General features: G+C 65.9%; 12 protein-coding genes. 7 read left to right on the forward strand and 5 right to left on the reverse strand.

The window, feature by feature from the left end; genetic code table 11:
- Positions 1-27: 27 nt before the first annotated feature.
- The 5 genes from ABR323_RS01055 to grxC all read right to left on the reverse strand — a co-directional run bounded on the left by ABR323_RS01055 (position 28) and on the right by grxC (position 3524).
- Positions 28-771, reverse strand: coding sequence for a cysteine hydrolase family protein (locus ABR323_RS01055; protein WP_439447902.1), 744 nt, complete (start codon positions 769-771; stop codon positions 28-30).
- Positions 772-934: 163 nt separating this feature from the next.
- Positions 935-1342, reverse strand: a complete 408-nt coding sequence (locus tag ABR323_RS01060; RefSeq protein WP_439447903.1) for a hypothetical protein — start codon at positions 1340-1342, stop codon at positions 935-937.
- Between the two features lie 134 nt (positions 1343-1476).
- Positions 1477-2481 carry an isocitrate dehydrogenase gene (locus ABR323_RS01065; protein WP_135272483.1) on the reverse strand — a complete coding sequence of 335 codons (1005 nt, stop codon included), beginning with the start codon at positions 2479-2481 and terminating at the stop codon, positions 1477-1479.
- A gap of 363 nt (positions 2482-2844) precedes the next feature.
- Complete coding sequence (locus tag ABR323_RS01070) at positions 2845-3237, reverse strand: carboxymuconolactone decarboxylase family protein (RefSeq protein ID WP_005408260.1); 393 nt, start codon at positions 3235-3237, stop codon at positions 2845-2847.
- Complete coding sequence (grxC, locus tag ABR323_RS01075; protein WP_010483913.1) at positions 3234-3524, reverse strand: glutaredoxin 3; 291 nt, start codon at positions 3522-3524, stop codon at positions 3234-3236. The genes ABR323_RS01070 and grxC overlap by 4 nt, the downstream gene beginning before the upstream one ends.
- 88 nt (positions 3525-3612) lie before the next feature.
- Here grxC and ABR323_RS01080 point away from each other — a divergent pair, with 88 nt between their 5' ends.
- The 7 genes from ABR323_RS01080 (at position 3613) to ABR323_RS01110 (ending at position 17865) form a co-directional block, all read left to right on the forward strand.
- Entirely contained in the window at positions 3613-5313 is a 1701-nt protein-coding gene (locus ABR323_RS01080) for a M48 family metalloprotease (protein ID WP_439447904.1), read from the forward strand.
- Between the two features lie 116 nt (positions 5314-5429).
- On the forward strand, positions 5430-6119 hold the full coding sequence (gene phoB, locus ABR323_RS01085) for a phosphate regulon transcriptional regulator PhoB (protein ID WP_004146035.1): 690 nt from the start codon (positions 5430-5432) through the stop codon (positions 6117-6119).
- 106 nt (positions 6120-6225) lie between these two features.
- The gene (gene phoR / locus ABR323_RS01090; protein ID WP_135272480.1) at positions 6226-7557 is read left to right on the forward strand and encodes a phosphate regulon sensor histidine kinase PhoR; all 1332 of its coding nucleotides are present in this window, start codon (positions 6226-6228) and stop codon (positions 7555-7557) included.
- A gap of 4 nt (positions 7558-7561) precedes the next feature.
- The gene (ppk1, locus tag ABR323_RS01095) at positions 7562-9649 is read left to right on the forward strand and encodes a polyphosphate kinase 1 (protein WP_439447905.1); all 2088 of its coding nucleotides are present in this window, start codon (positions 7562-7564) and stop codon (positions 9647-9649) included.
- A 181-nt stretch (positions 9650-9830) separates the two neighbouring features.
- The gene (ppx, locus tag ABR323_RS01100; RefSeq protein WP_439447906.1) at positions 9831-11357 is read left to right on the forward strand and encodes an exopolyphosphatase; all 1527 of its coding nucleotides are present in this window, start codon (positions 9831-9833) and stop codon (positions 11355-11357) included.
- Positions 11358-11673: 316 nt separating this feature from the next.
- Positions 11674-14610 (forward strand): TonB-dependent receptor domain-containing protein, encoded by a 2937-nt coding sequence (locus ABR323_RS01105; RefSeq protein WP_439447907.1) that lies wholly within the window; start codon positions 11674-11676, stop codon positions 14608-14610.
- A gap of 330 nt (positions 14611-14940) precedes the next feature.
- Positions 14941-17865 (forward strand): TonB-dependent receptor domain-containing protein, encoded by a 2925-nt coding sequence (locus ABR323_RS01110; protein WP_439447908.1) that lies wholly within the window; start codon positions 14941-14943, stop codon positions 17863-17865.
- Positions 17866-17937 lie beyond the last annotated feature (72 nt).

The raw sequence follows: 17937 nt of genomic DNA on the forward strand, positions 1-17937 counted from the left end.
CCACGGCATGCGGGCCCCACCAGCTTATCAAGCGCCGTCGCCAGCCCGGCGCACCGGCAGCGCGAGGATCGCATCGGTGCTCATGACATCACCGAAAGCGTCTTCGATCTGCGCCAGCGAGGCCTCGTGCAGCGTGCGATGCCCGATGCGCTGGCCTCCGGCCAAGTCCAGATCGCGGCTGGCGGTGGCATCGGACGACACGATCACCCGATAGCCGCGCGGCGCGGCGGCGGCGTCACGCGCGGCTCCCACCACGCAGGCGTGGGTCTGCAGGCCGGTCACGACCAGGGTGTCGATGCCGGCGTCCTTCAGCACCCTGTCCAGCATGGCGGCCGAGGCACCTGCAAAGACACTGACGTTGTCCTTCTGCACAACGGTTTCGCCCTGCCGCGGCTGCAGGTCGCGGTGGAAGGCGGCATTGACGCTGCCCTGCGCGAACAACGGCGCGCCGGCCGGCAGTACGTGCTGCACATGGATCACACGAATGCCGTTGGCATCGGCGAATTCAACCACGCGCTTGGCCTGGCGCAGTGCGGCCAGGCCATCGGGAATGACCATGCGGCCACCGGCGAACCCCGGCGCGGCGCTGGCGTCGAAGTACTCGTTCTGGAAGTCGATCACGAGCACGGCGGTCTTCGCCGCGTCCAGCGATGTTGCAGCCGGCGCCCCGGCCAGATGGCGGATGGTGGGATGGGCCGGCTCGGCGGCAGCGACCGGCGTGGTGGCGGCCATGCCGATCAGGCTGGCCAGGCCGAAGGCGGTGAGATTCATGATGTGCTCCTGTGCGGTGGAAAGTGGGCACAGGATGCGGAGCGGTTGGCGCACGAACCAGCCATGTAGCAGCACATGATCTGTGCGACTGATGCACAGATAGCTTTTGTAGAGTCGAGCCATGCTCGACTACGCAGGAGCAGTCGAGCATGGCTCGACTCTACTAGGCCAGCTTGACCCCATTGAGCCGCAGGATCATCGCGTAGTCGCGAGCCAGCACCACTTCGGCAGTATTGTTGCCAGCGCGCATGGCGCGTTCGAGGCCCGCCGGATACTTCACTGGCACGCCGGCCAGGGTCTGCACATGCTGGGCTGGGGAGTGCCTGCTCCTGATGACGAACTCCGCGCAATGGCCTTCAAGCTGATACACAGGTAAACCTGCCGCACATTCAATCAGCTGCAGGACCCGCGCCTCGCGCTCCCGCATGCTGCGGATGGACGTCCCATGCTTGCGCAGGCGGCTCAGCGCGCGCTGGGCCCGGGACCAAGGCCAGTAGAAGATGGCGTAGAGGGCCACGCCGATGGCATAGACGGCAATGGCCGCCACGACCCACACAGCCGCCTCAGGCATCTGCAGAAACTCCTGTCGGTGAAAAGGCGGCAGTCGAAAACGCAGACGGGCCGTGCAAGGACGGCCCGCCTTCAACTATCCGAGGCCCTGACTGGACGTCGCCCAGGGCGATGTCCAGCAGGATCACCCGCCGCTTACAGGCGGGTAGCGATGGCCTTGGCGAAGCTCATGGTGGTGCCGCTGCCGCCCAGGTCGCCGGTCAGCGAATCCTTGGCTTCCATGGTCGCCACGATGGCCTTGCGCAGGCGCTCGGCGTTTTCCGGCTGGCCAACATGGTCCAGCATCTGTGCAGCTGCCAGCAGCAGCGCGCACGGATTGGCCTTGCCCTGGCCGGCGATGTCCGGCGCGGTGCCGTGCACGGCTTCGAAAATGGCCGCGTCCTTGCCGATGTTGGCACCCGGGGCCAGGCCCAGGCCGCCCACCAGGCCGGCGCACAGGTCGGAGATGATGTCGCCGAACAGGTTGGTGGTGACGATCACATCAAACTGTTCCGGACGCATCACCAGCTGCATGCAGCAGTTGTCGACGATCATTTCCTGGAATTCGATGTCCGGGTACTGCGCGGCAACCTCACGGGCGACGTTCAGGAACAGGCCCGAGGTCGACTTGATGATGTTGGCCTTGTGCACCGCGGTGACCTTCTTGCGGCCGACGCTGCGGGCCAGCTCGAAGGCGTAGCGCACGATGCGCTCGGAACCCTTGCGGGTGATGCGGGTGCCGGAGAAGGCGGTCTCGCCGTCGGCCGACACTTCCTGGCCCTCCGCCAGGTACGCGCCCTCGGTGTTCTCACGAACGGTAATCAGGTCGACGTTGTCGAAACGCGACTTGGTGTTCGGGAAGGTGTGGGCCGGGCGCACGTTGGCGTACAGGTCGAAATGGCGACGCAGGCTGACGTTGATCGAGGTGAAGCCACCACCGACCGGGGTGGTCAGCGGGCTCTTCAGCGCAACCTTGTTGCGTGCGATCGATTCCAGGGTCACTGCCGGCATCAGGTCGCCGTGCTTTTCGAGGGCCACCAGGCCGGCGTCGGCATCTTCGTACTCCAGGCCAGTGTTGAGCTGGTCGAGCACGTACAGGGTGGCGTCCATGATTTCCGGGCCAATGCCGTCGCCGCGGATGACCGTAATTTTCTGCGTCATTGATCGATGTTCCGAACAGGGGGAAAAACGCCGTCCGGACGTGCCCGGAAACGCCGGCGCAAAGGAAGTTTCACCCGCAATTATGCCTGAGCCGGGGCCGAGGTCCCAAATAGACCATGGTCCCAGCCCCGGCTCAGGCAGAATTGCCCGCGCATCCCACCTTATCCCCACGCCTTCGGCGCGCCCCCTTGAACAACAAGGGGGCTCCTGGGCTGTTGGATCGCGCAGAAGGCCCTGAGCTACGCCCGGTAGTGCCGGCCGCTGGCCGGCAACCTCGGCCGTGTCGGGTTCAGGGGATGCCGGCCAGCGGCCGGCACTACCGGGAGGGCCGCGAGGGCCGGTTCCCGGCGGCCGTCGTCAGCCTCAGTGCTCGTGCGCGGCGGGAGCGGCGGCGCCGCCTTCAAGCTGGTCGAGGAAATCGACCGCACGGCGCAGATGCGGGATCACGATGGAGCCACCGACCACCAGGCCGACCGAGAAAGTCTCGAAGAACTCCTCGCGGGTCACGCCTGCGTCCTTGCACTGGGCCACGTGGTAGCTGATGCAGTCGTCGCAGCGCAGCACCATCGAGGCCACCAGGCCCAGCAGCTCCTTGGTCTTCACATCCAGCGCGCCGGCCTGGTAGGTCTGCGTGTCCAGCGCGAAGAAGCGGCGCACCACCTGGTTCGGCTCGCCCAGGATGCGTTCATTCATGCGCTTGCGGAAGTCGGTGAACTCGGCGATCCGATCCTTGCTGCCGTCGTCGGCCGCGCTCATGCCTGCCCCTGCCCGGCCAGCAGCGGCTCGAGCTTGCCTTCACGGTGCAGGGCCATCATGTCGTCGTAGCCGCCCACGTGGACGTCGCCCACGAAGATCTGCGGCACGCTGGTACGGCGGGTCTTGGCCATCATCTTCTCGCGCTCGACCGGGTCCAGGTCGATGCGGACCTCGGTCCACTGCTGGCCCTTGCTCTTGAGGAAGTTCTTGGCGGCCACGCAGTACGGGCAGACGGCGGTGGAATAGATGGTGATGGCGGGGGCACCGCCGGCGGTCTGGGCTGTCACGGGAAACTCCACGATGGATCGACGGTCCATATATGGTACCGGTGCGCTGGAATTTCCACGCCACGGCCGCAACACTGTGGATTAACGAATGGTTGCCCCCTGCCCTGCCACGCTTGGCGCGCCCCGCCCGAGGACCTTCTGCTTGCGAGCCCTGCTGCTGACTACCGCCGTCACCCTGGCCCTGGCCATGCCGCTGGCCCAGGCCCAGGAGAAGCTGCCCGACATCGGCTCTTCGGCCGGCGAGCTGCTGACCCCGGCCCGGCAGGCCGAGTACGGCGCGATGATGCTGCGCGAGCTGCGCAACTACGGCTACCTGCTGGACGACCCATTGGTGAACGACTGGTTGCAGATCATGGGCACCCGGCTTGGCTCCAACAGCGACCAGCCACGCCAGCCGTACACCTTCTTCGTGATGAAGGACCGCCAGATCAACGCCTTCGCCACGCTCGGCGGCTACATCGGGGTCAATGCCGGCCTGGTGCTGACGGCCGAGCGCGAGGACGAGGTGGCAGCCGTGCTGTCGCACGAAATCGCCCACGTCACCCAGCAGCACGTACTGCGCGGGGTCGAGCGCGCCCAGCGCGACCAGATTCCGATCCTGCTGGGCATGCTGGCGGCCGTGGTGGCCGCCCAGGCCAGCAACAGCACCTCCTCGGGCAACGCGACCATGGCCGCGATCAGCTCGGGCATGGGCCTGATGCAGCAGCGCCAGATCAACTACACCCGCTCCAACGAGTCCGAGGCCGACCGCCTCGGTATCCGTACCCTGGCGCGCAGCGGCTACGACGTGGACGCGATGGCCGGCTTCTTCGAGCGGATGTCCGCGGCAATGCGCGGCAACGAAGGCGGCTACAGCGTGCCCGAGTTCCTGCGCACCCACCCGGTCAACATCACCCGCATCAGCGAGGCCAAGGCCCGCGCCGATCAAATGAAGAAGGACACGGTGCTGCTGACCACCAGCACCCCCAGCGGTGAGCGCAAGGAACGGGTGGACCCGGCGGACCCGAGCCTGGCCGAGCCGCTGCTGCGTGGCAACAATCCATTGCTGCCCAGCAGCGTGCTGCGTGTTCCGATGGGCCAGCTCAGCCGGGGTGCCAGCGGTGATTTCGACTGGGCACGCGAACGCCTGCGTGTCCTCAGCTCAGATTCCAACGCCGAGCTGGAGCGCGAGTATGCGGACATGGCCAAACGCCAGAAGGACGGTCTCAACGATGCCCAACGCTATGGCCAGGCCCTGGCTATGATGCGTGGCGGCCGCAGCGGTGCCACCCAGGCGCGGCAGACGCTGGCAGGCCTGCTGCAGACCCGCCCGGACAACCTGTGGCTGGCACTGGCCCTGGGCGAGGCCGAACTGCGCGCCGGGCAGACCGCCCAGGCCAACAGCCGCTTCGAGCAGCTGCTGCGCGAGCACCCCAACAGCCGCCCGGTGGCGCTGACCTATGCCGAAATCCTGAACGAACAGGGCAACCGCGAGGCCGGCCAGCGCGCGCAGGCCATGCTGCGCCCCCTGCTGTCGCAAAGTGGTAACGATCCGGTCTTCCAGCAGCGTTATGCCCGCGCCAGCGAACTGGCCGGTGACAGCGTGCGGGCCAGCGAGGCCTATGCCGAGGCGGCCTTCCTCAGTGGCCGGCCGGAACAGTCGCTGATGCAGCTGCAGGCGCTCAAGCGCAATCCGGCGCTGGACTATGTGGGCCGGGCGCGGGTGGACGCACGCATCGAGGCCATCACCCCCACCGTGCTGGAACTGCGCCGGCAAGGCGTGCAGGACCCCGACCTGGACCGCCGCTGAGCGCTGCATGACCGGCCGATGGCAATCCACGCGGGTTCCGGCCGGTTGGTCACAAACATGTCATCAAACCGTAGTCTACTGGCACCACTCCAGTAACCGAGCCCTACGGTGTCCTCGTGCAGAAACGCATCCTGATCGTCGATGACGAGCCCGCGATCCGTGAAATGGTCGCCTTCGCCCTACGCAAGGGCGATTACGAACCGGTCCACGCCGGCGACGCCCGCGAGGCCCAGACCGCGATCGCCGACCGCGTTCCGGACCTGATCCTGCTGGACTGGATGCTGCCCGGCACCAGCGGCCTGGACCTTGCCCGCCGTTGGCGCAAGGAAACCCTGACCCGCGAAGTGCCGATCATCATGCTGACCGCCCGCGGCGAAGAGAACGACCGCGTCGGTGGCCTTGAAGCCGGCGTGGACGACTACGTGGTCAAGCCGTTCTCGGCGCGCGAACTGCTGGCCCGCATCCGCGCGGTCATGCGACGTGCGCGCGAGGACGATGAGGACGGCAGCGTGGCCGTCGGCCCGATCCGCATCGACGGCGCCGCCCACCGCGTGTTCGCCAACGACCAGCCGGTGCCGATCGGCCCGACCGAATACCGGCTGCTGCACTTCTTCATGACCCATCCGGAACGCGTCTACACCCGCGCCCAGCTGCTGGACCATGTGTGGGGCGGCAGCGTGTACGTGGAGGAGCGCACCATCGACGTGCACATCCGCCGCCTGCGCAAGACGCTGGAACCGTTCAACGCCGAGAACATGGTGCAGACCGTGCGCGGCGCCGGTTACCGCTTCTCCACGTCCACCTGAGTCTCGTCATGCCGGCGCCGCGCACCCGCGGGTGCCGGCACCGGCAACTCTGCTATAACCCTCGGTTCGCCCCAGTGAACCGCCGCACCTCAACGACGAGATCGCAATGCCCCGCCACATCCGCTCTGCCTGGTTGAAGACCCTGGCCACTGTCGCCGCGGTACTGCTGTTCTCCGGACTGGTGGGGTGGTTCACGGGACACCTGTGGTTGTGCATCGCACTGGGTGCGCTGGCGACTCTCACCTGGCACTACTGGCGCCTGCGCAGCGTGCTGCGGCGGCTGACCGCGCGCCAGCGCTGGGACACCGCCGAGGAAGGCACTGGCGTCTGGAACGAACTGGACCGCCTGCTGTACCGCAACCAGGTGGAAATGCGCGTGCGCAAGCGCCGCCTGCTGGACATGCTGCGCAGCTACCGCGCTGCAGCCGCCGCGCTTCCCGATGCGGTGGTGGTGCTGGATCGCAACAGCCAGCGTGTGCAGTGGTTCAACGAAGCGGCCACCGCCCTGCTCGGCCTGCACCACCCCGGCGACCTGGGTGAGGCGCTGGTCGAGCGCCTGCAGCCGATGCCGTTGGCCCACTGGCTGGCCGGCGGCCGCAATGCCGAACCGATCCTGGATGTGCCCTCGCCGGTCGATCCGGCCATCCGCCTCAACCTGCGCCTGATTCCCTATTCGTCGGATTACTGGCTGCTGATCGCCCGCGACGTCAGCAAGCTGCTGCGCCTGGAACAGGTGCGCCGCGATTTCGTGGCCAACGTTTCACATGAGCTGCGCACGCCGCTCACCGTGGTCCACGGCTACCTGGACATGATGGATCCGGAAGACTTCCCGGGAACCGGACCGATGCTGGAAGAAATGCGCAAGCAGAGCCAGCGCATGGCCCAGCTGGTGGAAGACCTGTTGACCCTGTCTCGACTGGAATCACAGGAACACAGCGAAGCCGAGACGGTGGCCATGCAGCCGATGCTGGCGACGCTGCGCCGCGAGGCCGAGGCGCACAGCCAGGGCCGCCACCAGATCAGCATCGACGACCTGGCCGGCGTCGACCTGCAGGGCTCGACCAAGGAACTGCACAGCGCATTTTCCAATCTGGTCACCAATGCGGTGCGCTACACCCCGGCCGAGGGCCGCATCGCGGTCGAGTTCCGTCGCGAAGGCGACGGCGCGGTGCTGGCGGTACGCGACTCCGGCTATGGCATCCCGGCCAACCACCTGCCACGCCTGACTGAACGTTTCTACCGTGTCTCCAGCAGCCGTTCGCGCGAGAGCGGTGGTACCGGGCTGGGCCTGTCCATCGTCAAGCACATCCTCGGCCTGCATCACGCACGGCTGGAGATTGAAAGCGAAGTCGGCAAGGGCTCGGTGTTCTCCTGCCATTTCGATGCCGACCACGTGCGCCCGCGCGAGTCCGCCCCCCTGACCTCCATCGAAGAATGACGCCATGAGCAGCCTCGGATCCCTCCCCCTCCCCGTGAGCCCGGACAACGATCCGTTGCGTGACCCGGCGCTGTACATCAACCGCGAACTGTCGCAGCTGGATTTCAACTTCCGCGTGCTGGCCCAGGCGATGGACCCGCAGGTGCCGCTGCTGGAGCGCCTGCGCTTCATGTGCATCTCCTGCACCAACCTCGATGAGTTCTTCGAGATCCGCGCCGCCGCCGTACGCCATGCGCAGGAATTCGGCCTGCCGCCCGCGCCGGACGGGATGAGCCCGCAGGCCATCCTCAACGCCATCCACGACCGCGCCGCGGAACTGGTCGACCAGCAGTACCGCTGCTGGAACCAGACGCTGCGCCCGGCACTGATGGACGCCGGCATCGGCGTGCTCGGCCGCCATTCCTGGACGCACCGCCAGAAGCGCTGGCTGCGCGCGTACTTCCGCAACGAGATCATGCCGGTGCTGTCACCGCTGGGCCTGGACCCGGTGCACCCGTTCCCGAAGATCCTCAACAAATCGCTGAACATCGTGGTGGTGCTGAAGGGCACCGATGCGTTCGGCCGCACCGGCCACCTGGCCATCGTGCGCGCGCCGCGCTCGCTGCCGCGCATCATCCAGCTGCCGGAGAAGCTCGGCGGGCCGCAGAACTTCGTGTTCCTGTCCTCGGTGCTGTCCACCTTCGTCGACGAGCTGTTCCCGGGCATGGAAGTCCAGGGCGCCTACCAGTTCCGTGTCACCCGCAACTCCGAGCTGGTGGTGGACGAGGAAGAAGTGGAAAACCTGGCGCTGGCACTGCGCGACGAACTGGTCGACCGTGGCTACCGGCCGGCGGTGCGGCTGGAGATCGCCCACGACATGCCGCGCGAGATCGTGCGCACCCTGCTGCAGAATTTCGGCCTGACCGAAAACGCGGTGTACCGCATCGACGGCCCGGTCAACCTCAACCGCATCATCCAGCTGTATGACCTGATCGCACAGCCTGACCTGAAGTATCCGCCGATGACCCCGCGCACCCTGCGCGACAGCGACGGCATCTTCGAGACCACGGCCCGCCAGGATCTGCTGCTGCACCACCCGTTCGATGCCTTCACTGCCGTGCTGGACCTGATCCGCCAGGCGGCGATCGACCCGAACGTGCTGGCGATCAAGCAGACCCTGTACCGCACCGGCAAGGATTCGCTGATCGTCGACGCGCTGATCCAGGCCGCACACAACGGCAAGGACGTGACCGTGGTGGTCGAACTGCGCGCCCGCTTCGACGAAGAGGCCAACCTCGGCCTGGCCGACCGCCTGCAGGAAGCCGGCGTACAGGTGGTGTATGGCGTGGTCGGCTACAAGACCCACGCCAAGATGCTGCTGATCGTACGCCGCGAAGGCCGCAAGCTGCGCCGCTACGTGCACCTGGGCACCGGCAACTACCATAGTGGTACGGCCCGTGCGTACACCGACATCAGCCTGATCACCGCCGACGCCGACATCGGCAACGACGTGCACCTGCTGTTCCAGCAGCTGTCCGGGCTGGCCTCGAAGATGAAGCTCAAGCGCCTGCTGCAGTCGCCCTTCACCCTGCATACCGGCATCCTCGGTCGCATCGAACGCGAAACGCGCGTCGCCGCCGCCGGCCGCCCGGCGCGGATCATCGCCAAGATGAACGCACTGAACGAACCGCAGGTGGTGCGCGCGCTGTACGCCGCCTCGCAGGCCGGCGTGCAGATCGACCTGATCATCCGCGGTGCCTGCACCCTGCGCCCCGGCGTGCCGGGCGTTTCGGACAACATCCGCGTGCGCTCGATCGTCGGCCGCTTCCTCGAGCACAGCCGCGTGTACTGGTTCGGCAACGACGGTGCGCCGGAGCTTTACTGCGCCAGCGCCGACTGGCTGGAGCGCAACCTGCTGCGCCGGGTCGAAACCTGCTTCCCGATCCTCGACCCGGGACTGGCCAAGCGGGTGTACCGCGAGGTCCTGCAGAACTACCTGGACGACAATCTCAACGCGTGGGACCTGGACGCCGATGGCGTTTACCACAAACGTGCGCCGGCCCACGATGAGGCGCCGCATTCTGCGCAGATGGCATTGATGCAGGGCCTCTGAAAGCAGCCGGGCACGGCTCGGCTCTACAGAAGTGCGTCCCGACCGTTGGTCGGGACTCGATCAGTGCCGATCAACGGTCGGCACCCACCGGTCCAGTCCAATGCGACCCGCGGTCGCACCCCTACAAAATGTGAAGGCCGCGCGGTGACGAGTACACCGCCCCTTCGGCTAACATTCGCCCATGCCGCATACCACCACGACTCCGCCCGCATTGCAGGATGGCGACCTGCTGGCCGCCATCGACCTTGGCTCCAATAGTTTCCACATGGTCATCGCGCGCTACACGCTCGGCCAGCTGCGGGTGATCGACCGCCTGCGCGAAACCGTGCGGATGGCCGATGGCCTGGATGGCAAGGGTGGACTGTCCGCCGCCGCGCGGCAGCGCGCGCTGGAATGCCTGGCCCGATTCGGCCAGCGCATCCGCAATGTGCCGCCGCACCAGGTGCGCGCGCTGGCCACCAACACCGTACGCCAGCTGCGCTCGCCGCAATCGTTCCTGGTTCCGGCCGAGACCGCGCTCGGGCATGCGATCGAGGTGGTCAGTGGCCGCGAAGAGGCGCGACTGATCTATCTGGGCGTGGCCCACGCGCAGCCGCCCAAGCCCGGCCAGCGCCGGCTGGTGATCGACATCGGCGGCGGCTCCACCGAGTTCATCATCGGCATGGGCATGCAGACCCTGGAGCGCGAAAGCCTGCAGGCCGGCTGCATTGCCAGCACCCGGCGTTTCTTCCCGGGCGGCAAGCTGAGCAAGAAGCGCTGGAAAGATGCGCTGGCCGAGATCGGCCGCGAGTTCCAGCCCTTCGCCAGCAAGTACCGCGCGCTGGGCTGGCAGGAAGCATTGGGCTCGTCGGGCACGCACAAGGCGATCAGCGAGATCTGCGCGACGATGAAGCTGAGCAAGGGTGCGATCACTGCCGAGGCCCTGCCGCAGCTGCGCGACGAACTGCTGAAAGCCAGGAAGATCGACGACATCGAACTGCCGGGCCTGTCCAGCGACCGCCGCCCGATCATCGCCGGCGGCATCCTGGTGCTGGAGGCTGCATTCCAGGCCCTGGGCCTGCAGAAGCTGCTGGTCAGCAAGGCCGCGATGCGCGAAGGCATCCTCTACGACATCGTCGGCCGCGCCGGCGAGAACGACCTGCGCGACGAGTCGGTCACCGCGCTGACCCAGCGCTATGGCATCGACACCGTGCAGGCCGACCGCGTGCAGGACACCGCGCTGTCGCTGCTGGAGCAGGTGCAGGAACGCTGGAAGCTTGATGCCGACGATGCACGCATGCTCGGCTGGGCCGCGCGCCTGCACGAGCTGGGGCTGATGATCGCGCACAGCGGCTACCACGTGCATGGCAGCTACGTACTGGAGAACTCGGACATCGCCGGCTTCTCGCGGCAGGAACAACAGATGCTGGCCGCACTGGTGCGCAGCCACCGCCGCAGCGTGACCAAGACCGCCTTCGATGCCCTGCCCGAGCGCCTGCTGCTGACCGCACGCCGGCTGGCCGCGCTGCTGCGCCTGGCGGTGCTGCTCAACCGCGCCCACGAGGACGACCCGATGCCGGTGCTGGAGCTGACCGCCGACGACAACCGGCTGTCGCTGATCGTGCCGCAGGCCTTCATCGATGCCCGCCCCCTGCTGCGCGCCGACCTGATCGGCGAAACCGACGGCATCGCCGGCCTGGGCATCCAGTTCCGCCCGTTCGTGGCGTGATCCGCGGCTGACCTCGGGCCTGAATGGGGCGGCGCCCGAGGCCGAATCCGTCACACTTTGCGCAATCTGGCCTCTTTTTCTGTTGCGATGCAGCGACCTCCAGCGACCGCTCGGGAGGGTCGATTCGCGTAAGCCAATGCTTTTGTTCATTTTTTGTGAAAGAAAGCGGCGTATCGCGAAACAATTGGATACGTACTCTTTACAGATCATTAACCAACGAGACTACTATCAGGTCACCGGCTCAGTCTTTGGACCCGCCGGCTTCTTCGACGCCCATTTTGGCGTCCTTTGCACGACCTGAGAGAGAGAGCTCGCCATGACTTCACGCACCACCGCACTGGGGCAGGCCATCCGCTATGCCCTGGCAACCACCGCAGCGCTGGCCGCCCTGCCAGCGTTTGCCCAGGACGGCAGCAGCGCCACTCCCACCAACCTCGACCGCATCGAGATCACCGGTTCGCGCATCCGCCAGGTGGACGTGGAAACCGCCCAGCCGGTGTTTGCGATCACCCGTTCGGCCATCGAGCAGCAGGGCTTCAGCTCGGTCGCCGACATCCTGCAGAACGTCACTGCGATGGGCAGCCCGGCCATCAGCCGCGCCAACGCGCTGACGGCCGGTGAGAACGCGGGTGGTTCGTACATCGACATGCGCAACCTGGGCACCCAGCGCACGCTGGTGCTGATCAACGGCAAGCGCCTGGGCATCAGCACCTCGGGCTACCAGGACATCTCCACGATTCCGGTCTCGGCCGTGGAGCGCATCGAAGTGCTGAAGGACGGCGCGTCGGCCATCTATGGTTCCGATGCCATGTCCGGCGTGGTCAACATCATCACCCGTTCCAATGTCACCGGTGTGACCGCCAACGTCTACCACGGCCAGTACAGCCAGGGCGACGGCGCGCGTGACCGCTTCGACGTAGTGGCCGGCTGGAGCAATGACCGCATCTCGCTGACCCTGGCTGCCGAACACGCGGAAGAAAAGTCGGTGTGGGCCAAGGACCGCTGGTTCAGCGAGTACGGCATCACCGATCGCCACGCCGAAAACCTGACCAACTGGACCACCATCAGCCAGTGGGGCCAGTTCACCGGCCTGAAGGGCGGCCCGGGCTGCACCAACGCAAAGGACGGCTGCAACTACTCGCTCAACCGCGGCGCCGACCCGACCAACCCGGCCAACTACCACATCACCGATCCGACTGGGTTCACCGGCGACGTCAGCAACGCCAACCAGCAGATGCACGTGAACTACCCGCTGAAGCGCGATTCGGTGTACTTCGACGGTCGCTTCAAGATCACCGACAACATCAACTTCCGCACCGAGCTGGGCTACAACAAGCGCGAAGCAACCCGCCAGATCGCCGGCTACCCGCTGCAGTCGAGCACCGCTGGCGTTGGCTCGATGTCGGTTGACAGCTATTTCAACCCGTTCGGCAACCAGCACGGCTACGCCAACCCGACCGCCGTGGCCTGGAACCGCCGCACCTGGGAAGTGCCGCGCGTGACCACCAGCGAACTGAAGACCTACCGTGCGGTGGCTTCGTTCGATGGCTCGTTCGAGGTTGGTGAGCGCTTCTTCGATTGGGAAGTGGGCTACCAGTACAACCGCAACGAGCTGACATCGACCGCTACCGGCAACCTGCACAAGGGCCGCGTCGCTGGCGGCGTTGGACCGTCGTACTACAACGCCGCCACCGGCAAGGTCGAGTGCGGCCGCCCGGGCGCGCCGATCGCCAACTGCATGCCGTGGAACCCGCTGGTGCCGTACGGCAAGATCGATCCGAACGGCATCGATGGCAACGCCGCCCTGCAGCAGTGGCTGTTCCCGCCGGAGGTCACCACCGGCAAGACCACCAGCAAGAACTTCTTCGCCAACATCGCCGGTTCCATCGTGACTCTGCCGGCCGGCGACCTGGGCTTCGCGTTCGGTGTGGAAAGCCGCAAGGAATCGGGCGAGTACCGCCCGGATCCGCTGGCGCAGACCGGTGCCACCACCAACCTGGCCGCTGGCCCGACCGGTGGCGACTACAAGGTCAGTGAGGCGTACCTGGAAATCAACGTGCCGGTGCTGGCCGACCTGCCGGGCGCGAAGGAACTGACCTTCAACGGCGCGACCCGCTTCTCGGACTACGACACCTTCGGCAACACGCTCAACAGCAAGTTCGGCTTCAAGTGGAAGCCGTTCGATTCGCTGCTGGTCCGTGGTACCTGGGCCGAGGGCTTCCGCGCTCCGACCATCAACGACCTGTACGGCGGTGGTTCGGAAACCTTCGCCCAGTTCAGCGATCCGTGCGACGTCCAGTTCGGCTCGTCCAAGACCAGCGCCGAAGTGCGTGCGCGCTGCGCCCAGGACATTGCCAATGCCAACACCTTCCGCCAGCTGAAGCAGGGCAACCAGCCTGTCACCACCGCCACCGACGCCACCCCGGTGCCGTTCGTGTCCGGTTCGGATCCGAAGCTGACCCCGGAAACCTCGACCAGCAAGACCCTGGGCCTGGTCTGGAGCCCGAGCTTCATCAAGAACTTCAACGCCTCGCTGGACTGGTGGAAGATCCGTATCGACAACACGATCGTGTCCGATACCCCGACCCAGATCCTGATCGACTGCTATGAGCAGGGCGTTGCTGCTCGCTGCGCACGCTTCACCCGTGACACCTCCACCGGTCCGACCGCCGGCATCGTCAACAAGCTGACGTTCGGCAGCCGCAACTCCGGCTTCATGGAGACCGAAGGTTACGACCTGGACCTGAACTACCGCCTGGATACCAGCGTCGGCAAGTTCAACGCCGGCTGGGCTACCACCTATGTCAGCAAGAGCATCTACCGCTCGACCAACGACACCACGGTGGTGCCGACTGTTTCCAACGGCATCGGCAGCAATTTCCGCGTCCGTTCGAATCTGGTGCTGGGCTGGGACCTGGGCAACTTCGGCGTCAGCTGGACCGCACGCTACTACTCCGGCGTGAAGGAACAGTGCGTGGACATCCGTTCGTATCCGGGTGAATGCTCGGATCCGAACGTCTACGCCCCGTGGTACAAGGGTGCACGCAACTACAACGAGCGTGGCTCGGTCACCTTCCACGACGTGCAGTTCCGCTACGCGCTGCCGTGGGATGCAACCGTCTCGGTCGGTGCCAACAACGTGTTCGAGAAGTACGGCCCGGTCATGTACAGCAAGCCGAACTCGGCCTTCTCGTACTACGGCGGTTACGACATCGGTCGCTTCGTCTACATGAAGTACCAGCAGCGCTTCTGATCCATCGCGCTGTAATGCACCACGACCACGGCCCTGCGGGGCCGTGGTTTTTTTGTTTCTGCGCAGGTTGACGTGTTTGACAGGCTCGGCAACCTTCGCCGCGTCACCGTCGCGGCAGTGCCGGAACGGCGGTGAATCGTCATCGAGCAACGCAGCCACATGATTCGCATCGACTTTGTGCAGATGCGTCAGCCCCTTCGATTGCGGATTCGTACCTTTCCCATACCTCTCTCATCGGTCCTTCACTAGCGTCGAATCTCCACCGCCTGCGGTGGTATTTGCGCCGTCCGCTTTGGCAGCGCACCGAAGACCTAGAAGAGAGAGAGACCCATGACCATCCGTATTCCCGAACTCGGGTTGGCGATCCGTCGCGCATTGGCGATGACGGCAACCACCGCACTCGCCGTTCCTGCATTCGCCCAGCACGCGCCGGAAGCCACCACGCTCGATCGCATCGAGATCACCGGCTCGCGCATCCGCCAGGTCGACCTGGAAACCGCACAACCGGTGCTGACCATCAGCCGCGCCGACATCGAGCGGCAAGGCTTCAATTCCGTCGCCGACATCCTGCAGAACCTGACCGCGACCGGCAGCCCCGCGCTCAGTCGTTCCAGCCCACTCAGCAGCGGTGAAGCCGCTGGCGGCAGCTACGTGGACATGCGCGGCCTGGGCGCACAGCGCACCCTGGTGCTGGTCAACGGCAAGCGCCTGGGCATGACCACCAGCGGCTACCAGGATGTATCCAGCATTCCCGCTGCGGCCGTGGAGCGGATGGAAGTGCTCAAGGACGGCGCCTCAGCCATCTATGGTTCCGACGCCATGGCAGGCGTGGTCAACATCATCACCCGCCGCAACGTCGAAGGCGTGACTGCCAGCGTCTACCACGGGCAGTACAGCGAAGGCGACGGCGCGCGCACGCAGTACGACGTGGTTGCCGGCTGGTCGAATGATCGTGCGTCGATCAGCATCGCCGCCGAGCATGTCGAAGAAAAGGGCGTATGGGCAAAGGATCGTGGCTTCAGTGCCTATACCTACACCGATCGCCACCCGGATGACGGCTGGACCACGGTCGGCCAATGGGGGCGCATCACCGGCTTCAACGGCCCGGGTTGCACCAGCAGCCGTGGCTGCAGCTACTCGCTCGATCGCGGCAGCCAGCCGGGCGGCCCGGACAGCTTCCATATCAGCGACAACACGCCGTTCACCGGTGATGTCAGCAACAGCAACGAGCAGATGCACGTGCAGACGCCGATCAAGCGCGACTCGATCTTCGTCGACGCCCGCATGGATCTGAACGACCAGGTCCGCTTCAACACCCAGCTGGCCTACAACCGGCGCACCACCACGCGTCAGATCGCCGGCTATCCTTTCCAGTCCGCTGCGGCCGGCATCACGCCGATGTCCGCCGACAGCTGGTTCAACCCGTTCGGCAGCCACCACGGCTACGAAAACCCCAGCGACGTGCACTGGAACCGCCGCAGCTGGGAAATTCCGCGCATCAGCACCAGCGAACTCACTACCTGGCAGGGTACTGCAGCCTTTGAAGGCAGCTTCACCTTCGGCAGTCGCGAGTTCGATTGGGAGGCCGGCTACCAGTACAACCGCAGCGAGCTGAGCCAGCGCGCCACGGGCAACCTGCACAAGCAGCGCGTAGCCGATGCCACCGGCCCTTCGTTCTACAACCCGGCGACGGGCAAGGTTGAATGCGGTACGCCGGATGCGCCGATCGCCGGCTGCAAGCCGTGGAATCCGCTGGTGCCTTACGGCCAGGATGACCCCTATGGGTTGTCCGGCAACCCGGAACTGCAGGACTGGCTGTTCCCCGAAGAACTCACCCGTGGCCTCACCACTACCCGCAACCTGTTCACCAGCCTCAGTGGCAGTATCGCCACCCTGCCCGCCGGCGAGCTGGGCTTTGCCGTGGGTGCGGAAAGCCGCCGCGAGGAGGGTCGCTTCACTCCCGATGCGCTGGCGCAGACCGGCGCCACCACCAATCTGGCCGCAGGCCCCACCGGTGGCGGCTATCGCGTCGACGAGGCCTACCTGGAACTGAGCGTGCCGGTGCTGCGCGACCTCGCCGGCGCGCGCGAGCTTACCCTCAACGCGGCGACCCGCTATTCGGACTACTCCACCTTCGGCAGCACCCTCAACAGCAAATTCGGCTTCACCTGGAAACCGATCGACCAGTTGCTGGTCCGTGGCACCTGGGCCCAGGGCTTCCGCGCGCCGACCATTTCCAATCTGTATGGTGGCGGCTCGGAAACCTTCACCACCGGTTTCCGCGATCCCTGCGACACCGTGCACGGTGCTGCCGCCAGCAGTCCCGAGGTGCTTGCACGCTGCGCCGCCGACATTGCCAACGCGGACAGCTACCGCCAGCTCGGCCAGGGCAACGAGCCGATCACCGGCAGCAGCGGGCAGACGCCCGTCCCCTTCACCAATGGCTCCAATCCCAACCTGAAGCCCGAGACCTCGACCAGCCGCACACTGGGCCTGGTCTGGAGCCCGACCTTCGCCGAAGGACTGAACATCGCGCTGGACTGGTGGAAGATCCGCATCGAGAACACGATCGTCGCCGACCATCCCAACGACATCCTCCGCGACTGCTACGAGCTGGGTATCGCCGAGCGCTGCGGCAGTTTCACCCGCGATCCGGACCTGGGCATCGTCAACAAGCTCAACTACGGCAGCCGCAACAGCGGCTTCGCACAGGCCGAAGGCTACGACCTGGAGATCGGACACCGGGTCGAAACCCGCTGGGGCACGCTGAGCGCCGACTGGAAGACCACCTATGTGGCCAATGCAGAAGATCGGACCACCAACGAGGTGGATGTCCCGCCGATTCCCAGCAACGGCCTCGCCACCAACGGCGGCATCGGCTTCCGTGTGCGCTCCAACGCATCGCTGGGTTGGGAGCAGGGCAACCTCGGCATCACCTGGGGCCTTCGCTACTTCTCCGGGGTGAAGGAACGCTGCCTGGGCGTGGATGACTATCCGAACGAGTGCTCGCACCCCAATCAGCGCGCACCGTGGTTCAGTGGCAGCCGTGACTACAACCGACTGGGTTCGGTCACCTTCCACGACGTGCAGGCACGCTACACCCTGCCGTGGGACGCTACCGTTTCGATCGGCGCGAACAACGTGTTCGGCCGTCAGGGCCCTGCCATGTACAGCCAGCCGAGTTCCAACTTCTCCTACTACGGAGGCTTTGACATCGGCCGTTTCATCTACATGAAATACCAGCAGCGCTTCTGATCCACCCCGACGCGTGAGCGGCCGCCACGGCCCTTCGGGGCCGTGGTTGCGCGGGATCCGGGCCTCCGTCAT

Source organism: Stenotrophomonas sp. ATs4 (assembly GCF_051861585.1).
GTDB lineage: Bacteria > Pseudomonadota > Gammaproteobacteria > Xanthomonadales > Xanthomonadaceae > Stenotrophomonas > Stenotrophomonas maltophilia_AS.